The sequence below is a fragment of the Marinitoga lauensis genome (assembly GCF_004135675.1).
GTDB classification, from domain to species: domain Bacteria; phylum Thermotogota; class Thermotogae; order Petrotogales; family Petrotogaceae; genus Marinitoga; species Marinitoga lauensis.
Map to the genome: position 1 here is coordinate 219019 of NZ_QHLX01000001.1, position 21368 is coordinate 240386.

General features: G+C 27.0%; 17 protein-coding genes and 3 pseudogenes. 9 read left to right on the forward strand and 11 right to left on the reverse strand.

What is annotated here, in order from left to right; genetic code table 11:
• Window positions 1–65: 65 nt before the first annotated feature.
• The 5 genes and pseudogenes from DJ007_RS01160 to DJ007_RS01170 form a co-directional block, all read right to left on the reverse strand.
• Window positions 66–698: pseudogene (locus DJ007_RS01160) on the reverse strand (MJ1477/TM1410 family putative glycoside hydrolase); the annotation flags it as partial.
• A complete protein-coding gene (locus DJ007_RS15145) occupies window positions 656–1018 on the reverse strand; it encodes a hypothetical protein (RefSeq protein ID WP_206075993.1) in 363 nt (120 codons plus the stop codon). The gene DJ007_RS15145 and the pseudogene DJ007_RS01160, both read right to left, overlap by 43 nt.
• 118 nt (window positions 1019–1136) lie before the next feature.
• Window positions 1137–1367 carry a SufD family Fe-S cluster assembly protein gene (locus tag DJ007_RS19770; RefSeq protein ID WP_206076041.1) on the reverse strand — a complete coding sequence of 77 codons (231 nt, stop codon included), beginning with the start codon at window positions 1365–1367 and terminating at the stop codon, window positions 1137–1139.
• Complete coding sequence (locus tag DJ007_RS01165) at window positions 1334–2092, reverse strand: SufD family Fe-S cluster assembly protein (protein ID WP_206075994.1); 759 nt, start codon at window positions 2090–2092, stop codon at window positions 1334–1336. The genes DJ007_RS19770 and DJ007_RS01165 overlap by 34 nt, the downstream gene beginning before the upstream one ends.
• Window positions 2089–2832, reverse strand: coding sequence for an ATP-binding cassette domain-containing protein (locus tag DJ007_RS01170; protein ID WP_129407966.1), 744 nt, complete (start codon window positions 2830–2832; stop codon window positions 2089–2091). The genes DJ007_RS01165 and DJ007_RS01170 overlap by 4 nt, the downstream gene beginning before the upstream one ends.
• 145 nt (window positions 2833–2977) lie before the next feature.
• Between DJ007_RS01170 and DJ007_RS01175 the strand changes: the two genes are divergently transcribed.
• Together DJ007_RS01175 and DJ007_RS01180 are read left to right on the forward strand one after the other, a co-directional pair.
• Window positions 2978–3673 (forward strand): M48 family metallopeptidase, encoded by a 696-nt coding sequence (locus tag DJ007_RS01175; protein ID WP_129407967.1) that lies wholly within the window; start codon window positions 2978–2980, stop codon window positions 3671–3673.
• A 10-nt stretch (window positions 3674–3683) separates the two neighbouring features.
• Entirely contained in the window at window positions 3684–4787 is a 1104-nt protein-coding gene (locus tag DJ007_RS01180) for an alanyl-tRNA editing protein (RefSeq protein WP_129407968.1), read from the forward strand.
• Window positions 4788–4941: 154 nt separating this feature from the next.
• Here the strand turns inward: DJ007_RS01180 and DJ007_RS01185 are convergent, their stop codons facing one another.
• The 6 genes from DJ007_RS01185 to DJ007_RS01205 all read right to left on the reverse strand — a co-directional run bounded on the left by DJ007_RS01185 (window position 4942) and on the right by DJ007_RS01205 (window position 11656).
• Window positions 4942–6549, reverse strand: a complete 1608-nt coding sequence (locus tag DJ007_RS01185; protein ID WP_129407969.1) for an IS1634 family transposase — start codon at window positions 6547–6549, stop codon at window positions 4942–4944.
• A 291-nt stretch (window positions 6550–6840) separates the two neighbouring features.
• Window positions 6841–7467: an N-glycosylase/DNA lyase gene (locus DJ007_RS01190; RefSeq protein ID WP_129407970.1), complete on the reverse strand. Its 627-nt coding sequence runs from the start codon at window positions 7465–7467 to the stop codon at window positions 6841–6843.
• Between the two features lie 9 nt (window positions 7468–7476).
• On the reverse strand, window positions 7477–8145 hold the full coding sequence (locus tag DJ007_RS15155) for a DUF554 domain-containing protein (RefSeq protein WP_206075995.1): 669 nt from the start codon (window positions 8143–8145) through the stop codon (window positions 7477–7479).
• Window positions 8146–9069: a diacylglycerol/lipid kinase family protein gene (locus DJ007_RS15160; protein ID WP_206075996.1), complete on the reverse strand. Its 924-nt coding sequence runs from the start codon at window positions 9067–9069 to the stop codon at window positions 8146–8148.
• Between the two features lie 63 nt (window positions 9070–9132).
• Entirely contained in the window at window positions 9133–9777 is a 645-nt protein-coding gene (locus tag DJ007_RS01200; RefSeq protein WP_129407971.1) for an anaerobic ribonucleoside-triphosphate reductase activating protein, read from the reverse strand.
• Between the two features lie 4 nt (window positions 9778–9781).
• Window positions 9782–11656 (reverse strand): ribonucleoside triphosphate reductase, encoded by a 1875-nt coding sequence (locus DJ007_RS01205; protein ID WP_129407972.1) that lies wholly within the window; start codon window positions 11654–11656, stop codon window positions 9782–9784.
• Window positions 11657–11874: 218 nt separating this feature from the next.
• On the opposite strand from DJ007_RS01205, the pseudogene DJ007_RS19775 reads away from it, so the two are divergent.
• From DJ007_RS19775 to pglX, 7 genes and pseudogenes are all read left to right on the forward strand, one after another.
• Window positions 11875–13007: pseudogene (locus DJ007_RS19775) on the forward strand (amidohydrolase).
• A 231-nt stretch (window positions 13008–13238) separates the two neighbouring features.
• Window positions 13239–13829, forward strand: coding sequence for a DUF1819 family protein (locus DJ007_RS01215; RefSeq protein ID WP_129407973.1), 591 nt, complete (start codon window positions 13239–13241; stop codon window positions 13827–13829).
• Window positions 13826–14377 carry a DUF1788 domain-containing protein gene (locus DJ007_RS01220; RefSeq protein ID WP_129407974.1) on the forward strand — a complete coding sequence of 184 codons (552 nt, stop codon included), beginning with the start codon at window positions 13826–13828 and terminating at the stop codon, window positions 14375–14377. The genes DJ007_RS01215 and DJ007_RS01220 overlap by 4 nt, the downstream gene beginning before the upstream one ends.
• Window positions 14378–14395: 18 nt before the next feature.
• Window positions 14396–16003: a BREX system P-loop protein BrxC gene (gene brxC / locus DJ007_RS01225; RefSeq protein ID WP_165973936.1), complete on the forward strand. Its 1608-nt coding sequence runs from the start codon at window positions 14396–14398 to the stop codon at window positions 16001–16003.
• Window positions 16004–16017: 14 nt separating this feature from the next.
• Complete coding sequence (locus DJ007_RS01230; protein WP_129407976.1) at window positions 16018–17310, forward strand: hypothetical protein; 1293 nt, start codon at window positions 16018–16020, stop codon at window positions 17308–17310.
• Window positions 17311–17340: 30 nt separating this feature from the next.
• Window positions 17341–17778: a hypothetical protein gene (locus tag DJ007_RS01235; protein WP_129407977.1), complete on the forward strand. Its 438-nt coding sequence runs from the start codon at window positions 17341–17343 to the stop codon at window positions 17776–17778.
• 134 nt (window positions 17779–17912) lie between these two features.
• A pseudogene (pglX, locus tag DJ007_RS16730) lies at window positions 17913–21364 on the forward strand (BREX-1 system adenine-specific DNA-methyltransferase PglX).
• Window positions 21365–21368 lie beyond the last annotated feature (4 nt).

Below are 21368 nucleotides of genomic sequence, written 5' to 3' on the forward strand. Positions count from 1 at the left end.
TCATCATTATTATATCATAATATGGATAATTTTTATCTTATATTTTGTTAAAATCTTTTTACTGATTAATATATTTCAATATCGAATATCATAGTAGAAATTTCATCTAAATTTCTATCCACATATGCTGGATATGGAATAATACCATTTTTTCTACATTGATTTATATAATTATCAATAATCTCAATATTTAAATTATCGTTATCTACAATATAATCGATACTTAAAACAAATTTTTTTGAGTCTATAATTTTTCTTAAAAATTGTAACCTGTAATTAATTTCATCACTTTTTACAATTTTCACCTGACCATTTTCTTCAATAGTTGTATAAAACAGATCTTCTATCCCTATACCAGATATGACATTCAAATATTTATTATTAAAATCATATTCAAGAATATCCTCTCCATTTTGTGGCACAATCAAAAAATTAGGATTTTTATTTCTCGCATATTCCGCAATTTTTATTACAAATTGAATCATATCATCTGCTGTTTCTTCTATATTTCTCCTTTCAGAAATTGGTGCTTCTCCTTTATCGGGCCAATAATAATAAGCATCTATAATATCAAGATAAGCGCCAGAAAATCCCATTGATATTAATTTATCTATATATCCTAATATTATGTTTTGCCATTCTGCATTCCAATATTTTACCTTATAATTACCTTGCCATTCCTCGTTTTCCGGGCCAAGCCATTCTGGAGGAGTTGTATTCCATTCACTTTGCCAATAATATCTATAATTTTCAGCTTCCCAATACTAATATAAGCCAGCGGTATAATACCCATTTGTTTTATTTTTTTAATGTCTTCATTTGAATATTTACTACTTTCCTTACCATCACGAGTATAATCCATTACCAAATAATTAATAGGATAAGTTATTATTTCATCAATATCCAGATTTTGTAATTGATAAACAAAATACTTATTCTCATACTGTATAGGATCCAAAATACATGATGATAATAATAATAAAACTAAACTTATAAACATAAAAAGAAGTTTTTTCATTTTATCATCTCCTCAAATTTATTTGATATATTTATATTATACCAAATAAATTGGATAAAAAATATCTATTTTTCTTTTTAAAAAAAAATCCTTCCAGATAACCTGGAAGGATTCATCCTTATTTTAAAACGCCTTTTATAATTAATTCTGTAGCCTCGTCTTCATCAAGGCCTTTGGCCATCAAAGTTTCAAGTTGTTGTGGATTTATTCTACCTACTGATGCTTCATGAGTTAACTCTGCTAAATCATTTTTAACCCTTAAAATTGGAATTGTACTAATATTAACCCCATCACCTTTACTAATTTCTGTACATTCTATATGACCTTTAGAATAAGGGCATTTCCATATGCTTCATTTATTACTTCTGCCCTTGTTGAATCCTGAGCCACTATATAACTTTTTGCAATACCAGAAGAATATTCACCATTTAAATTTACTATTTCCCTTATTTCTAAATCATCATCTTTTTTACCCCAAACCTTTGACTCTAATAATGCTTTTGAATGTTCATCTAAATCTACAAACATATCAATTTTTAATTTACCTGCTCTTGATTTTGTTAATTTAAATCTACTATCAAAAACCGAATTTTTCCCAACCTTTGTGTAATATGATGTTTCTAAATATATTCCATCTTTCTCATTATGGAAATGTTCATCTTCCATAAATACGATAGAATTTTCTCCTATTATCATTTCAGAATCCATTTTATGATGTATTTTACCAAAAGGGAAAGAACAATGAGATAAAAATTTAATATCACAATTATTTCCTATTTTGTATTTTGCGTTGATATATTGCTCTCCCTGATTTTTTAAAAATCCAACACATAAATGTATTGGTTTATCCAATTTAACTCCATCTTCTATTATCATTTCATAATTCACAACACCTTCAGAAGTCTCAACATTTAAATGAATACCTTCAACTGTATTTTTACCTAATACTTTATCTCCGCTTATAATTAGAGAAACTATATCTTTACTCAATAAATTACTTACGTCCCCACCAGCTTGTTCATAAGCCTTCTCAATCATTTCAAATTCTTTGGCATAATTCTTTTCTATATTCATAGTTTCACCTCGTTTTCAATCATATCTACAGGAACATTAATATGAGAACAATTATCACATGTACTTCTATAAAATTCCGATACTTTTTTCGGATCACCTTTTGAGGTAATCTTTCCTGAACATATCAAAAATGCTTCATCCGCAACTTCTGCAATTTCTTCTCTATGTGTAATGCTTAATACAGTTCCTCCATTTGCAGTAATTATTTTAAATATTCTTTCTATCATTATATTGGACATCATGTCTATTCCTGAATCTGGTTCATCAAAGATAGCAAATTTTGGTTTTAATATAATTAAAGAAGCTAATTCTATTCTTTTTCTTTCACCACCAGATAATGTTTTATCAACCTTTCGATGTAAATAAAATGGATTTAATCCTACGAGATTTAATATCTCTAATAATTCATTATCGCTTAAATTAATTCTTTTTCCAAGAGTTAAATATTCTCTTACCCCTAACCCTTCATATCTTACTGGTTCTTGCCAGGCCATAGTTATTCCTAATTTTGCCCTTTCTGTAATTGAAAAATCTGTTATATCTTTTCCTTCAAAATATATTTTTCCTCCATGTGTTCCTTTATAACCATTTAGTCCCATTATAATTCTTGCTAATGTTGACTTTCCAACTCCATTATTACCTAATGCTGCATAAATTTTTCCCTTTTCAAAAGTATATGTAATATCTTCCAATACTTTTCTTGGACCAGCAGAGAAACTTATATTTTTCAATTCAAGCATTCTTATTCCTCCCTATAATGAACTATTATAATTTTAACAAATTTATGTAAAATATACTCTATCAAAAAACTTCAAATATAAAATTTTGTAAAAAAAAGATTAATATGCTATAATTTTCTTTGAATTACAAATATAGAGGTGGCATATGAATATCATAAAAACTGAAGTTTTTGATATTAAATACAATATAATAAAATCTAAAAGAAAAACTTTATCTATAATTATAGAAAATAATGGAAATATCATTGTCAGAGCACCAAAATTTTTATCCGATTATGAAATAAAAAAATTCGTTTTTGAAAAGAGAAAATGGATAATATCAAAATTATTAACTATTAAACCCATAGAAGAAAAAAAGTATATCGATGGTGAAAAGTTTCTGTATTTAGGAAAATATTATAAATTAATAACCATAGAAGGAAATTACGGTGTGGGAATTCAGGATAATTTCCTATATATATCCTTAAAAAAAGATTTTTTTAATAACCTTGAATTAAAAAAAGAGATGATATTGAAATGGTATAAAAACGAAGCAAAAAGAATTATAAACGAACGTCTTAAATATTATTCTAAAATTATGAAGTTAACTTATGGAAAGGTATATATGCGCGATCAAAAAACACGATGGGGAAGTTGTTCCGGAAAAAATAATCTTAGTTTTAATTTTAGAATAATAATGGCTCCAATGCGTAAAATAGATTATATAATCGTCCATGAATTAGCGCATATTCGCTACAAACATCATCAAAAAACATTCTGGGATTATGTCGAAAAATACTGTAATGATTATTTAGAATCAAAAAAATGGTTTAAAGAAAACGGAAAATTTTTAACATTATAGGAGGTGCTATATGATAGAAATTATCGATGTAATAAAAGAAAAAAAGAAGATATATGCAGTATCAGAAAAAAGTTCTTTTTATCCTGATGGCAAAGGTGGTCAATTAGGAGATAGAGGAAATATCGGAGATGCTAATGTATTATTTGTCGAATTCAAAAATGGAAAATATTATCATTTAATAGATAAAGAGATTACACCAGGTAAATATGAAGAAATAATAGATTTAGATAGAAGATTTGACATCTCTCAGCAACATACTGCGCAGCATATTCTTTCAGCGGCATTTGAGAAAATCGCTGATCTGGATACTGTTGGGTTTAGAATGGCAGAAGAGTATACAACTATTGATTTAGAAATTCCTAATCTTCCAGAAAATGTTGAAAAAGAAGCGGAAAGATTATCAAATGAAATAATTCAAAAATGCTTAAATGTTGAAGAAATAATTACAACTAAAGATGAGATCTCAAAATATAATCTTAGAAAAGAATTAAGTAATAAAGTTCATGGCAACGTAAGACTTATTAAAATAGGTGATTTTGATATAAATCCATGTGGTGGATTTCATGTGAAAAATACTGGAGAAATAGGTTTAGTAAAAATAATTGCAAAAGAAAAAGTGAAAGGCAATTTAACAAGACTATACTTTTTAGCTGGTAATAGAGCTATAAATGATTATGATAATAGAATAAAAATAACAAAAAGCATTTCAAATTTAATGACCGCTAAGGTTGAAGAAACCCCTAAAAGAGTAGAAGAAGTTATAAATAAAATGAAAGAATATAAATCAAAATATGAAAAATTAAATGAAAAATTCGCTGAATTAATAGCAAATGATATTTTAAACAAAGCAGAAATAATAAATGACACAAAAATTGTTTACATTGATACAAAAGAAGATTACATCAATTATTTACCTAAATTTTTACCTATGGACGAAATTATATACATTGCAAAAGTTGATAATAGATTTGAAATATCTTCAAAAAAAATAAATTGTAAGGAATTAATAAAAAATATAAAAGAAGATCATCCAGAAATAAAAGGTGGTGGCGGAGAAAATAGAGGTAGCATTGTTGGAAATATAGATATATCCGAAATAAAAAAGTATATATAAAAAATAGCGGAATCAAATGATTCCGCTTTATTTATCCACATCTTTTTTTCCTGAGTTTGACAGTATTTATTTCAATAAAATTTGGAAAAGCTGTATTATTCTAAAAAACAGTTATTGTTAATTTTTTATTAAATACAAAAGTGTCATTACACCCCTAAATTTTATATTTTTCTTTGAATTCTGTATAGGGTGAAATTATTTTTGGTACAGGAATATTTAATGTATTTAATATTCTTTGCCCTAATTTATTTAAATTCATTCTCGCTACAAGATGTTGCTTTTGTGTTTTAAATTCAATGTATTCCATATTTTTAATAGCTTCTCTTATTTTTTCATGAGAGTATTCAACATTATTTTTTTCCAGTTCTAATTCTAGTGTTCTTTGAATTATGTAAGATATGAAACTCATTACAATATGTCCTTTTATTCTTTTTGGTGTCCAATGAAATACCGGTCTTGTTTCAAGATAATTTTTTAATGTTCTAAATGTTTCTTCTACTTTCCATAATGTATGATATTGTTCTAATATTTCTTTTGGAGATAGTTTTGTGTTTGTTATTATTCCATAGTATCCATCGTATTTTTCATCATTTTCTATTTTTTCTATGTCCAGTATATAATTTTGTTTATTCTGTTCTTTTAAATATTTTTTCGCTCCTCTTTTACTTTTTGAATCTATATTTCCTTCTTCTAACATTTTTTTCGCTTTTTCTATTAATCGTAGTCTATCTGCTCTGTCTTTTTTGGCTCTTTCTTCTGAATATATTATGAGTAATCTTTTATTTTCATATTCTACTTCTCTATATTTTATTCCTTTTGCTATTTCTATGAATTCTCCTTCAAATATATTTACTTTTTTTAACTGTTTTATTGATTTTCCTACTATGAATTCATAATTAGAATTTTCTACTACTTCTATATTTTTTTTACTCATCATTCCTCTATCTGCTACTACTATTACTTTTCCTAATTGATATTCTTTTTTCATTTTTTCTATTGAATCTTTAAATGTATGCCCTTCAAATGTATTTCCTGCATATATATCAAAACTAACTGGCATTCTATCCTGATCTATTGACATCCCTAATACTATTTGTGATTCATTAAATTTCTTATCTTTTGAATATCCCATTTGTAATATTTCATTTGTTTGTTGTGTTTCAAACGCTAATGTCGTTACATCGTAAAATACTAAATCTACCGTTGTATTAAACAAACTTATCCTTTGATTATACATATGTTTTTCTATCGACTCTTTATTATCTGCCAATATATCCAATGTTCTGTATAACCAGTGCAGCATTACATCTTTTTCTTCCAGGTCTTTTTCTTTTTTAACTTCCACTTTGTTATATCCAAAATACTCTAAATTATTAAATATTCCCAATTTACTTTTCGGTTCTACTATTCTATTCATCACCATTATTTTTAGCATCTCTTCTGCATTGTATTTTATTTCTTTATCCAGTCTTTCAAAATATCTTTTCATCTCATATCTTTCAAATATCTTATTTACTATTACTTTGGCTCCGTAATTTCTTTTATCTGGTGCTTTTTTTATATCTTCCGTATCAATATAATTTTTTAAATCAAATATTTGTATGAGTTTATTTACTATATTTTTCGCTTCATTTTCACTAAAAGAGTCAATCCTTCCTAAGTTTGCAACAGTTCTTTGCTTTATCTTACCATTTTCCCTATAACTTTCAACAATTCTTAAATATTCAACACCTTTGTTATTTTTAACTACTCTCAAAAACACAAAAATCACCTCTTGATTTCATAATACCATTACTTATTATACCACAAAAATATTATGAAATCAAGAATATAACGCTATTGTTAAAAATATTTGTGTCACTACAAAAATTTTTCAACCCCCAATTTTCACCCTTTTCATCGTCGCAAACCCGCATTCTACCGTTTCGATTTTTCAAAAATCTTGAATTTGCTGTCAAACTCAGGAGAAAATAGAGGTAGCATTGTTGGAAATATAGATATATCCGAAATAAAAAAGTATATATAAAAAATAGCGGAATCAAATGATTCCGCTTTATTTATCCACATCTTTTTTTACCAGATACCATAAATATAAATCTAACTTACCAATTGGTTCATTAAAGTGATTTTCCAATACATCTTTTAATATTTTTTCATACTCCAAATACCTCTTTTTCGTCCATCCTTTTGGAATTGAATCTATTAAATTATTTTCATTCATCAATCTTAAAATATGCTTATCTAAAATTGCAACTTCACCATATCCTACATTTCTCAAAAAATGACTGGATTCCTTCCAGCCTATACCTTTCATGTTTTTTACAATAAATTCTCTCATTTGATAATATGGTAAAACAAACAGATGCCGTATAGTTCCTATAATCCATCTATTAGAAACTATATATTGAGCTCTCGTCTTTGGAAATCTATGACCAACCTTCCTTAATGCATATTCCAACTCATCTATATCCAGTTTTGCAAAACCCTCTGGGCCAATTTCATTTTGTGCTTTAATTCCTCCTTTAGCACTCCAATTAGCCGTTAAAACACAAAAGGATAATTCTGAAAATAACTCTAGTTCCGTTCCGTTTTCACCTAAATTAACAAATTCATTCCATCTTTTTTCAACCAAAGGCTTTGCTTCAAAATAAATACTTTCGATATCCTTAATTAATTTCATATTTTCACCTCATCTCCATAAAGATACAACCCAAACCAATAACGGTGAAATAATTAAAGCGGGTAAAAAATTTCCCACTTTTGTATCCTTAATTTCCAGAATCTTTAAACCTATACCCAATACCATTATACCACCAACTGCAACTAAATCATTAAGATACATTTTGTCTGTTAAAAAGGACAATTGTGATGCCAATAAAACTATACTTCCCTGAACCACAAGTACAGAACCCGCGGAAACCATAACTCCAAGTCCATATATAGAAGCTAAAACTGTTGAAGATATACCATCTAATAATGATTTTGTATATATCAAAGTCCCATCATTCGTTAACCCCGCATTTATAGAACCAATTATGGTTAAAGGCCCTACCAAAAATAAGATAGAGGACATAACAAACCCGGTGGAAAAATCACCCTCTTGCATAGTATCTCCCATCTTTTTCAAAAATCCTTCTATGTTTAACCATTCACCAATTAAACCACCTATTGCCATCGAACCTAATACTATAAGAAAATTATTTGCAGATATAGTCATATTAATTCCTATTCCTAAAGAGGTCAAACCAACTGCATAAAATAATATTGTTTTGAATCTATCTGAAATGCCTTTTTTTGCAAATAAACCTAACAAACTACCTATAATAACCGCTATAGCATTTACCATTGTTGGAACCATTTACTCACCCCCAAATACATTTAATGATTTTTCTATAATGCTAAACTTAAAAGGCGTATGTCCCAAATTCTCACCATCAACCTCTAAATATATTTTTTCTTTCGACTCAATCTCAATATTCTTTCCCCTGAACTGTTTTACCCATTTTAAATTCACAAAAGAACCATCAAATATCTTTTTTATATTTCTTATTACCTGCATCTTTGGAACATCCTTTATTAAAGTAATATCAAAATATCCATCGTTATATATTGCATCCGGTAACATCATCATACCACCGCCACTATATTTACATATACCTACAGCCATAGTAAAAATTTTTTCATTTATAATTTCACCATCAATTATTATTTTTGCTTTTTGAGGTTTATATTTAAATAAAGAGGTTATAAGATTTAATAAATAAGAAAATGTCCCACTTTTATTTTTATCCTTGGATATATTAGTATTTTTAGTAACCACTGCATCAAAAAACATTCCTGCTATATTAACAAAATATCTTCTCTTTTCCTCGTTATTTTCATAATATAGAACCTTACCAACATCCTGTTCAATTATTTTTCCATTTTTTATAACTTCTATCGCCTGAAAATAATTATTTGGAATACCTATTGTTTTTCCCCAATCATTACCTGTACCAGTTGGTATTACTCCTATGATAATATCTTCTGGATTTGCAAAATTTTGATTAAATATCCCATTAATAATTTCATTTATTGTTCCATCTCCACCAACACCAATAATCTTTCTATATCTGTCTTTAATAGCTTTTATCGTCAAATAATAAGCATCCATCCTACCTTTAGTAAATTCATATTCAAAATCAAACCTTTCCTTTTCTAAATTTTCTTTAATAATTGGCCATAACTTAATCGCCTTTGAACCAGAAGAATGTGGATTAACTATCATAAAATATTCCTTCATAATATTCCCCCATATATGTCATTTTATTATTATTTTACCATAAAAAATAGGCCTTCCGGCCTATTATCTAAATATTATTTTATTTAACTTTAATTCTTCTTTTTTATTTTTAATTTCAAAAATTTCCGTAGAATTAGCTATGGTTATATACCCTTTCTCATTATCCAATAAATATTCCTCAAAAAATTCAACATCTGTATCTGTTGATAAACCAGGAACATAAGTCATTCTAAACTCATAATCGATACTCGAACTCCTCAAAACTTCAATTGTCTTACTTATATCTTTCCAATAATCTTTGGGAACATTAATTAACTTATAATAATTATCTGGTTTTGCTTTTATATCCATTGCCGCATAATCTATCAATCCATTTTTTATTAAATACTTTACCATTTCCGGGTTTGTACCATTTGTATCTAATTTTACTAAATATCCCATTCTTTTTATTTCTTGTATAAATTCTGGCAAGTCATTGTGAATAGTTGGTTCCCCACCTGTAATACACAATGCACTTAATCTCTTTTTTAAAAATGCCAATTTATTCAATATATTCTCTTCTGTCAAAGGTTTATATTCATCAGAATAAGCTATTTCCCAATTATGACACCACTTACATCTAAAGTTACAACCTGCGGTGTAAATCACCGCAGATATTCTTTTAGGATAATCCACAAAACTAAATGTTCTTATTCCAGCTAAAATCATATTATCAGCTCCTTAGAACTCCTTCATTAATTTTAAACTGTATTCTTTCTACATATTCCTGTTGTTTACCATCATTCCAGTTCTGAACAGGTCTATAATATCCAACAACCCTTGAATAAACCTCTGTGTCCTTACCACAATACGGACATTTGAAATGCTCACCTGCAATATAACCATGTTCTGGACAAATAGAAAATGTTGGAGTAATACTCATATAAGGCAAAGAATAGTTTTCAAAACTAAATTTTATAAACTCTTTTAAAGTCTCTGCATCTGTAATTTTCTCTCCAACAAAAATATGTACAACCGTTCCGCCTGTCCATTTATTTTGCAATCCTTCCTGATGTTCCAACAAGTCAAATGGATCTTCAAAATAGTTTACCGGTGGATGAACAGAATTGGTATAATACGGTTTATCCTTTGAACCAGACTGTTTTATACCATCTCCAAATTCATTTCTATCAATTCTTGCTAATCTATATGTTGTACCTTCTGCAGGTGATGCCTCAAGATTATATAAATTCCCTGTTTCTTTATTAAATTCATTCAATTTTTCAAGCATATAATTCATTACTTCTTCTGCGAATTTTTTTCCCTCTATATTAACAATTCCATTATCTATACCAAAATTCAACAAACCTTCATGCATTCCAACAAAACCAATAGTAGAAAAATGATTTGCCCAATACTGTCCAGTTAATTTATAAACACTATCAAGATATACCTTTGTATATGGATATAATCCCTGTTTAGTCCATTCTTCAACATATATTCTTTTTATTTCCAAGCTCTCTTTTGCTAACTCCATTACTTCATCAAGAAGTTGATAAAATTCACCTTTATCTCCATTTGATAAATACATCAATCTTGGCATATTAATAGTTACAACACCAATTGATCCTGTTAAAGGATTAGAACCAAATAACCCACCACGCCTTTTAACCTCTGTTTTTTCATCATCTTTTTTATCTTCATTAACAAAACCAAATGAAAGTTGTTGCATGTGTTCTAACACCTGTCTATTATCAAGCTTTAATCTGCAACACATCGATCTTGCATCTTCAGGATTCATATCAGAATTTATATAATTTGCAAAATATGGCGTTCCATATTTCATTGTCATCGTCATAATCATTGTTGCTACTTCACTGTCCCAATTAAAATCTCTTGTTATATTATATGTAGGTATAGGAAATGAAAATGGTCTACCGTCATAATCTCCTTCAAGCATTACTTCTATAAAAGCTTTATTTAAAATATCCATTTCTTTTTGAAAATCCTTATATGTTTCTTCCTTTTCTTTACCGCCAATAATAACATGTTTATCCTTATGTGTTGAAGAAACTGTTAAATCCATTGTTATATTGCTGAAAGGAGATTGAAATCCCACTCTTGTAGGAACATTCATATTGAAAATAAACTCCTGAAGTGCTTGTTTTACCTGATTATAATCTAAATTATCATATTTAATAAAGGGTGCTAATAATGTATCAAAATTGGAAAAAGCAACCGCTCCTGCTGCTTCGCCCTGCATGGTATATAAAAAGTTAACTATCTGCCCTAATGCTGTTCTGAAATGCCTTGCCGGACCAGAAGCAACCTTACCAGAAACTCCATTAAATCCTTTTCTTAATAACTCTTCTAAATCCCAACCAACACAATATGCAGATAATGCACCCAAATCATGTATATGCATAAATCCATTATTATGATACTCACTTATCTTTTTATTATGTTTATCATATACCTCATTTAACCAGAATTTCTTAGTAATTTCCTGATGTATATGATTATTCAATCCCTGAAGTGAATATTGCATATTTGAGTTCTCTCTAACCTTCCAATCACTGTTATTAATATAGTTATAAATCAAATTCATATTTCCCTCCTCCATAAAATATAACACGATATATTGTATCACATTAAAACATTAAATACAATATATATGTATTCGGATAAATCAGGTAGAAAAATTTCAAAATCAATTCTCAAAAAATTTAGATGCAAATGTTAAGATTTTGTATAAAATTAATTTGCTTTACGAATTATTTTATGGTATAATTTATACAACATATTTTCAACAGGAGGGGATATTTCATGAAAATTCTTTTTAAAAACGCAAATATTTATCCTATTACATCTGAACCATTTAAAGGAGACTTATTAATCGAAAATGGAAAGATTAAAAAATTAGGAAAAAATATTCGTGCTAAAGCAGATGAAGTAATAGATGTTGAAGGAAAATATATATTTCCTGGGTTTGTAGATGCTCATTCACATATCGGAGTATTTGAAGAAGGTGTGGGAATGAGCTATCAGGATGGAAATGAAATGACTGATCCGAACACCGCACAGGTTAGGGTTATAGATGCATTTTATCCAGAAGATGCTGCAATTAAAAGAGCTTTAGAAGGTGGAGTTACAACAGTAATGGTTGTTCCCGGAAGTGCTAATCCAATAGGTGGCCAGGGAGCAATTTTAAAATTCAAATCAAAAATAGTTGATGAAATGGTTATAAAAGAACCTGCAGGGCTAAAAATGGCCATGGGGAAAATCCAAAAAGAGTATATGGTTCTCAAAACAAATTACCTGCCACAAGACTGGGAAGTGTTGCAGTAATTAGAGATTATTTTTTAAAAGTTCAAAATTATATGAAAAAGAAGGAAAAAGAAGAATTCAATGAATTTGATCTTAAAATGGAAATTGGAGAAAAGGTATTAAAAAGAGAAATACCGGCAAGAATTCATGCTCATAGAGCTGATGATATTTTAACCGCCATTAGATTATCAGAAGAATTTGGATTTGATTTAGTAATAGAACATGCAACAGAAGCCTATAAAATTGCAGACTATATAAAAGAAAAAAACATCCCATTAGTATTGGGACCATTATTTGGATTTAGAACAAAATTAGAATTAAAAGATATGTCTTTTGAAGCATTAAAGATAATCAATGAAAAAGGGATACTTGCAGGGTTAATGTGTGATCATCCAGTATTACATTTAGAACATGCAAACGTTCAAGCCGCATTAGGAATGAGATACGGAGCAAAAGAAGAGGACTTATTGAAAATGCTTACAATAAATCCAGCAAAGATATTAAAAATAGACGACAGAGTTGGATCATTAGAACCAGGAAAAGATGCAGACATTGCAATCTGGAATTATCACCCATTTGACATAAGAGCAAAAGCAGAAAGCGTATATATCGAAGGTAAAAAAGTATTGTAATAACTTTAATCTGCACCCATTAAATAATGGGTGCTTTTTTATTATGTATTCAAAAAAATATTATACCGTTTATACTATATATTGTTTTTTGACTTTTTAAAATAAAATGATATAATTTAAATATAATAAATGTTAAAATTTTATGTAAAAGTAATAATATAATACTTGGATCTTGGAAATTATAAAATATTACATAGTTATTCTATAATATTAAAAATTAGGAGTGATATAATGAAATATGCAACATTAAGCGGCGATAGATCATTACTAAAGGAAGTAGATATTGTTATAAACCTTTTAAATCAAGAATATTCATTAGAAAAAATAAAAGAAAAAGTTTTTGAAGAAAATATTTTCCAATATAATTCAACCTCTTCGACAAAAAGAGTATTTGCAGCATTGAAAAAAAGATTGAACTATATTGATAAAGAGCTTGTTCAAATTTTCATTTCAGCTTCATATGATACTAAAAGAGCAATAAACTTATATTTAATAATGAAATCAAACAAACTTATGTTCGATTTTATGTTTGAAATAATAAGGGAAAAATATCTATATAAAAATTTTAAATTAAACGATTTTGAAATAAACAAATTTTTCGAAGAAAAGAAAATCCAAATACCTGAAATCTCAAATTGGAGCAAAAAAACAATTAAAAGAACTATATTAGAAATCAAAAAAATCCTTTATGATTCTGGAATACTTAAAAATAAAAAAACGATGGAAATACAATATATTTTAATAGATGATTCATTTAAAAGATATATTATTTCAAAAAGTGACGAAGTTTTTCTTGAAAGCATGGGAGTGAGCTTTAAATGAAAATAGAAGAACGATTGAACAAAATCACAAAGATTATTGAAGATAAGGATTTTTCTAAAAATAAAGGATTAGGAAATGAAATAAGTTTTTACATATTTGACTATGATCCAAAATATGAAATACTGGTTAGATACCATTTAGATAAGATAATTAAAAATATAAAATCAAAAAAGATCAAAGAATTTAATTTATATGACATGCTTATCGAAATGTTAAAAAAAGAAAATCTGATAGATGTTGTATTAAATATGGAAAAAAATGAAGGAAGTGAAGAACTGTTAGAGGCTATAAAAACATTTGCCCCACCTGATGCGTTTATTGAAAAAATAGCTGAAGAATCTAAAAACACTGAAATAATATTAATAACCGGTGTAGGACAAATATATCCCTTTGTCAGATCACATACGATTTTAAATAAATTACACAGTGTAATTGAAAATAAGCCTTTAATACTATTTTATCCTGGTAAATATGATGGACAAAAATTGGAGTTATTTAATAAATTAAAAGATGATAATTATTACAGGGCATTTCCATTAATAAATTAAAATAAAGGGATGGAAAAAATGAAAATAAAAGATATGTTTAAAAAAGATATTACCAGATATATCAAAGGCGTAATTAAAGCAGGACAGGAAAGCGAAGATATTATATATCAGGAACTTGAAGAGTATGTGGTAACTGAAGAAATTAGAAAACATTTAAGAAACTTTTATAACATTTATAACGAAAGCTTAGAAAACGAAACCGATGAAATAGGCGTATGGATCTCGGGCTTTTTCGGTTCAGGTAAATCACATTTTTTAAAAATATTATCATATTTGCTTTCAAATAGGGAAGTCAAAGGCAGAAAATCTATAGAGTTCTTTAGGGGAAAAATAGAAGATACAATGTTTTTTGCAGAAATAGAACGTGCTTCTTCAATTAAAACAGAAACAATACTATTTAATATCGATGCAGAAAGTTCTGCAGATGCAAAATCAGATAAAGAAGCAATTGTTAAAGTATTCAGAAAGATGTTCTATAAAAATATGGGATTATATGGTGAAAATGATGAAATCACCAATCTGGAAAAATACTTATATGAATTTGGTAAATTAGAGGAATTTAAAAGAAAATATTATGAAAAATTTAAAAAAACATGGGAAAAAGAAGGAAGAAGAAGATTTCCTTTTGAAAAAAATAAAGTAAAAGATATAGTTGCAGAAATTATGAATATGACAGAAAAAGATAAAGCATTATTTGATTTCAAAAGCCTTGGTAACGATACCTCTATAAAAAATTTTGCAGAAGAAGTCAAAGATTATATCGAAAAAAAAGGAGACAATTTTCATCTTGTATTTCTTGTCGATGAAGTGGGACAGTATATTGGGGATAATAATAATTTAATACTAAACCTTCAAACACTTTCAGAAGAACTTGCAAACCATTGTAAAGGGAAAGCATGGATAATAGTTACTTCGCAGGAAGACATAGATTCCATAACAAAAGTAAGGGAAAAAGACTTTTCAAAAATACAGGCAAGATTTAAAACAAGGCTTAATTTATCCTCTGTTTCCGTATCTGAAGTTATTCAAAAACGTTTGCTTGAAAAAAATTCTGTTGCTGAAAATATGTTAAATGCATTATATGAAGAAAAACATATACACTTAAAAAACGCTATTAATTTCAAAAACAGCGTTAATATTTTTAATGGTTATACAACCGCTGAAGATTTTGTAAAGCTTTATCCATTTATACCATATCAAGCCAAATTGCTTCAAAAAGTTTTTGAACAGGTTAGAATTCACGGAAGTTCCGGAAAACACCTTTCAGAAGGAGAAAGATCAATGCTTTCAGCTTTTCAAGAAGCTGTATTATCATATATTGATTCTGAAGAAGAAATTTTAATCCCCTTTGATATATTTTATGATTCTATAGAAAATTTTCTTGCTTCAACAATACGAAGGGTATTTGAAAATGCTAAAGAAAATAGCGCATTGAATGATTTTGATATAAGAGTATTAAAACTTCTATTTATGTTAAAATACCTTTCAAAAGAAATGCCACCAACAATTGAAAACCTAACAACATTAATGATTGAAAATATAAACCAGGACAAAATTGAATTAAAGAAAAAAATTCAACAATCATTAATCAGACTTGAAATTCAGAATTTAATAGAAAAAATATAGACAAATACTATTTTTTGACCGATGAAGAACAGGAAATAAATAGGGAAATCAAAAAGATAGAATTAGATCCTTTAGAAACAGATAAAAAAATTAGTGATCTAATTTTTATTAATGGCCAAATCTCACAAAAAATAAGATATAACAAGATGAATGATTTTGCATATACAAGAAAAGTAAACGGAAATCTGGTAAGTTATCAAAATGCAGAACTTTCAATAGAAATCATAACTTCTGATAATACAATATACGATGAAGATTTTAAATTAATGTCAATAATAAATCAAAATACCGTATATGTAAAATTAATAAACGATGAAAAATTCCTCGAAGAAACAAAAAACTATTTGAAATTAAACAAATATGTAAGAAATAAAATACACGATGATCTTTCACAAAGTTTAGAACGTGTGGTTGAAGCTAAAAAGAATGAATTGCCAGTTAAAGAAAGAAGATTGGAATCATTATTATATGAAATAATAAAAAATTCAGAGTTCTATATTAATGGACAAAATATAGATATTTCAGGCACTTCTGTTAAAGATATAATCGAAAATGCCTTAAAAAAACTAATTGAAATAAATTTTCCAAGAATGAATTATATCGAAAAAAATTACACAGAAAATGATTTAAAAGCAGAAATCAATAATTTTAAAATCGGTTTAGAAGGAATTGAAAATCTTAAAAACCAAAAAGCTATTGAAGAAGTTAAAAGTTATGTTGAATATCAGTTAAACGAAAATGAGACAGTAAAAGACATAATAGATTATTTCTCTAAAATCCCTTATGGATGGAGAAAGGAAGATATTATTTATTGTTTAATCAAACTATACCAGAGTAAGGAAATTGAATTTAAATTCAACAGGGAAAAGTTTACACCTGAAAACAAATCTTTTTTACAAAAATTATTAAGCAGAGACAGTGAGAGGATTGAAATCAGAAAAAAAGAAAAGATCGATACAAATACCCTGCAAAATGTCAAAAGGCTTTATCTGGAATTATTTGATGAATCACTTGAAAAAGATGACATTGACGAAATTGCGGAAATTTTAAAAATGAAGATTAAAAATGAGATTAATATTCTAAATTCTTATTCAAAAGATTGTGAAAGAAATAAATTTCCTGGCATTGAAACAATAAACGAAGGATTAAAAATATTAAGCAGAGTTTCCCTTGATTCAAACGATAAGATGTTGTTTAAAACCTTTAATGATTTGGAAAATGTAATTATAAATTGGAAAGAAAAGTATGAAAGAATAAGACTTTTTTTGAAAGAAGGAAGCAAACAAAAAGAATTATTCATTAAATGAAGAGAGTATCTAAACAAAATAAACTCTCGTTTGAGTTCTATTGATTATACACCTGTCGAAAATGAAATAATAGAATTAAAAAATATTATAGACAGTCCGGAACCATACTCAAAAATAAGAAATATACCTGAATTAATCCAAAAAATAGAAAATCATGAAAAAGAACAGCTTTTCAGATTAAAAGATGAGTTTAAGAATGAATTTGAAAATCATTTTAACTCATTGCTTTTAGAGAACAACTTTTCAGAAGGATTAAAAGATAAAATAGAATTAGAAAAAATCAAAATATTGAATTCAATTGAAAATGAAGAATCTTTATTGATTTTAAAAGCATATTATCATACATGGCTAAATATAATTGATGAATTAAAAAATAAAGTAGAGGAAGAAAAGAATAAAAGAGCTTATACTGGATCAGATGATCCTTCACCTGGAAAAGCAGCTCCCCAGAAAAACCAATTAAAATAACGGAATATATTGAAATTAAAGAAATAAAAGATGAAAATGATCTGGAAAACTTTATCAAAAAACTGAAACAAAAGCTTTTATCAGAAATAAAAGATGGAAAAAAACTAAAAATAATAGATTAATGGGGATTGGGTATGGATAAAAAAGCTATTAAAAATTTTGCTATTAATGCAAGAAAAGAATTAATCGAAAAGGTTGAACTTAAAGCTAAATTTTATAATTTAACAAAAGAAACAATAAAAAATCCTGAAGAAAAAAACAAAAAAGTAATTATGGGAATACCTTTAAAAATTGAAGAAATAAAAGCGAGAAATAAAATAATAGAGAAGATGAACTCAGAAGGATATGAAAATGTTATTGAAGAAATTGCATACACATGGTTCAATAGGCTCATAGCAATAAAATTTATGGAAAACAACAAATACTTTCCGGATTTTCTGCCGTTGGATATAAAAATCCTTTCGCTTGAAAACAATGAACCAGCAGTAATAAAAAATCCATTTAAAATTTCAAATTATCTTGGAATTAACAATGATGAAATCAAGATTTTATCAAATGACTTCAAAAAAAGAAATGAATTATTTAAAAAAATTATAGTAAAACTTTGTAATAAACTTCATGAATACATGCATTTTATGTTTGAAAGAATAAATGATTATACAGAATTGTTATTTCCAGACAATTTATTTGAAAAAGATGCATTTTTGTCAAAAATGTCAGAAAATATTCCTGATGAAGATTGGAAGGATGTTGAAATAATAGGCTGGCTTTACCAATTCTATATTTCAGAAAAAAAAGATGAGACAATGGCCAAGAAAAAAGCTTATAAGAAAAATGAAATTCCTTTTGTTACACAATTATTTACTCCAGATTGGATTGTCAAATATATGACAGAAAATTCTCTGGGAAAATTATGGGTGGAAGCTAACCCTCAAACTACATTAAAAGAAAAATGGGAATATTTTCTTGAAGAACCAGAACAAAACGAAGAAGTGAAAAAAGAGCTTGAAAAAATAAGATATAAAAATATTAAGCCTGAAGAGATAAAAGTTATAGACCCTTGTTGTGGGTCAGGACATATTTTGGTATATGCTTTTGATGTTTTATATGACATATATAAAGAAACAGGAGAATTGGAAACAGAAATACCAAAATTAATATTAAAAAACAATCTTTTTGGTCTTGACATAGACAAAAGGGCAGCACAACTAGCATATTTTTCTTTAGTAATGAAAGCAAGAGAAAAGGACAGAAGACTTTTCAGAAAAGATTTTGATATAAATGTATTTGAAATTATTGAAACCAACGAAATAGATGATGAATCCGTAGCATTATTAACTAAGAAAATGAATAATGAAGAAAAAAAAGCAACCATTGAATTAATAGAAAAATTCAAAAATGCAAAATTATATGGTTCATTAATTGAAGTGGAAAATATTGATTATTCGTTTATACTAAATCACTTAAACAATTTAAATGAAGATAATATGTTTAAATCAAATAAAATAGAATTATTAAAAGAATTAATTCTACAAATAATTAAACAAGCAGACATATTAAAACAAAAATATGATGTTGCTATTACGAATCCTCCATATATGGGCAATAAATATTTTTCTGATAACCTCAAATTCTTTTTAAAAAACAATTATTTTAATAATATAGATATATACTCTTCTTTTTCATTAAATTATACAATATGATAAAATCGAATGGATATGTCTCTCTGATTACTAAAGATACATGGTTATTAAAAAAAAGATTTTTTTCATTAAGAAAATTTCTATTATCCAATACTCTTATTAATAATATAATAAAATTAGATAATGGATTAATGATTGATTTTAGCACTTCAATTGTTATATATCGAAAAAGTTATAACCCAACATTTAATAACTATAAGGGTTCATATTGTAGTATTTCAAAGGAAGGAGAAAAAAATGTTTATATATTAAATCAAAATCATTTTAATAATATTCCCGAAAAGATTATAGTTTTTTCCATAAAAGAAAAATTATTAAACATATGGATTAAATCACCTAAGTTAAATGATATTTGCACAATTAGAGAGGGCTTAGCTACTGGAAATAATTATTATTATTTAAAAGAATGGTTTGAAGTAAATATTAATGAAATAAATTTCAACTTATACACTATTGATGAAATATTTAAAATAAATACTAAATTTGTTCCGCATAATAAAGGTGGAAAATATAGAAAATGGTATGGAAATAATGAAAAAATTATAAAATTAAATAAAAACACTTATCAATTTTTAAATTCATCAGGTAACAAATTACCTTCAAAATCATTTTATTTTAAAGAAGGATTAACGTGGTCTTCACTTAGTTCAAAAAAATTCTCATTGAGATATTCTAATAAAGGATTTACCTTTGATGCAAAAGGACCTATGATTTTTGTTAAACAAAAAAGAAATCTGAATATTTTATTGTCTTTTTTAAATTCAAAAATAATTGATTATTTACTAAGTAATATTTCAGATGATCTTGATTTTAATCCAGGAGTATTGAAAATATTACCTTTCTTTATTCCTAATAAAGAAAATTTGATAAAAAAAATAATTAATTTAACCCAAAAAAACATTGACATTTCAAAAGAAGAATGGGATGATTTCGAAACGTCTTGGGATTTCAAAAAACATCCATTGTTAAGATTTAAAGATTCCACTGAAAAAATAGAAAATGCTTATTACAATTGGAAGAAATATGCCGAAGAAAGGTTTTATAAGTTAAAAAGAAACGAAGAAGAATTAAATAGAATATTTATTAATATATATGATCTTTCTGATGAATTGACTCCAGATTTAGATGATAAAGATATCACTATAAGTAGAGCGGATAGATTAAGAGATATAAAATCATTTATTTCATATGCTATAGGATGTATTTTCGGCAGATATTCACCTGATAAAAAAGGTTTAATCTTTGCCGGTGGAAAATTCAACATGGATGATTATCCAAAATACAAGCCTGATGAAGATGGTATTTTGCCAATTCTCGATGGCGACTATGATTTTAAAGACGATATTGTTTCAAAATTTATCGGGTTTGTAGAATATGCTTTTGGCAAAGAATATTTAAAAGAAAATATTGAATTTATAGCAAAAACATTGAATGAAAAATCCACAGATCCAAAAGAAACGCTTAGAAAATATTTTATCAAGGATTTTTATAAAGACCATACAAAAATATATAAGAAAAAGCCTATTTACTGGATGTTTACTTCCGGGAAAAAAGGCGCATTTAAAGCTTTGGTTTATTTACACAGATATGACGAAAACACAATTTCAAGAATCAGGACAGATTATCTATTTAAGGTACAGAATATATATGAATCTTATTTCAAAACCATATCAAAATACCTGGAAAATCCAGATGAATTAAGTAGAAGCGATAAAAGAAACTATGAAAAATTGCATAAAAAATTATCAGGTTACATAGATGAAATAAAGGAATACGATATTAAAATCCAGCATTATGCTGACCAAAAAATAAAAATAGACCTTGATAATGGTGTTGAAGAGAACTATAAGATCTTTGCAGATATTCTTGAAAAAATAAAATAAAGGG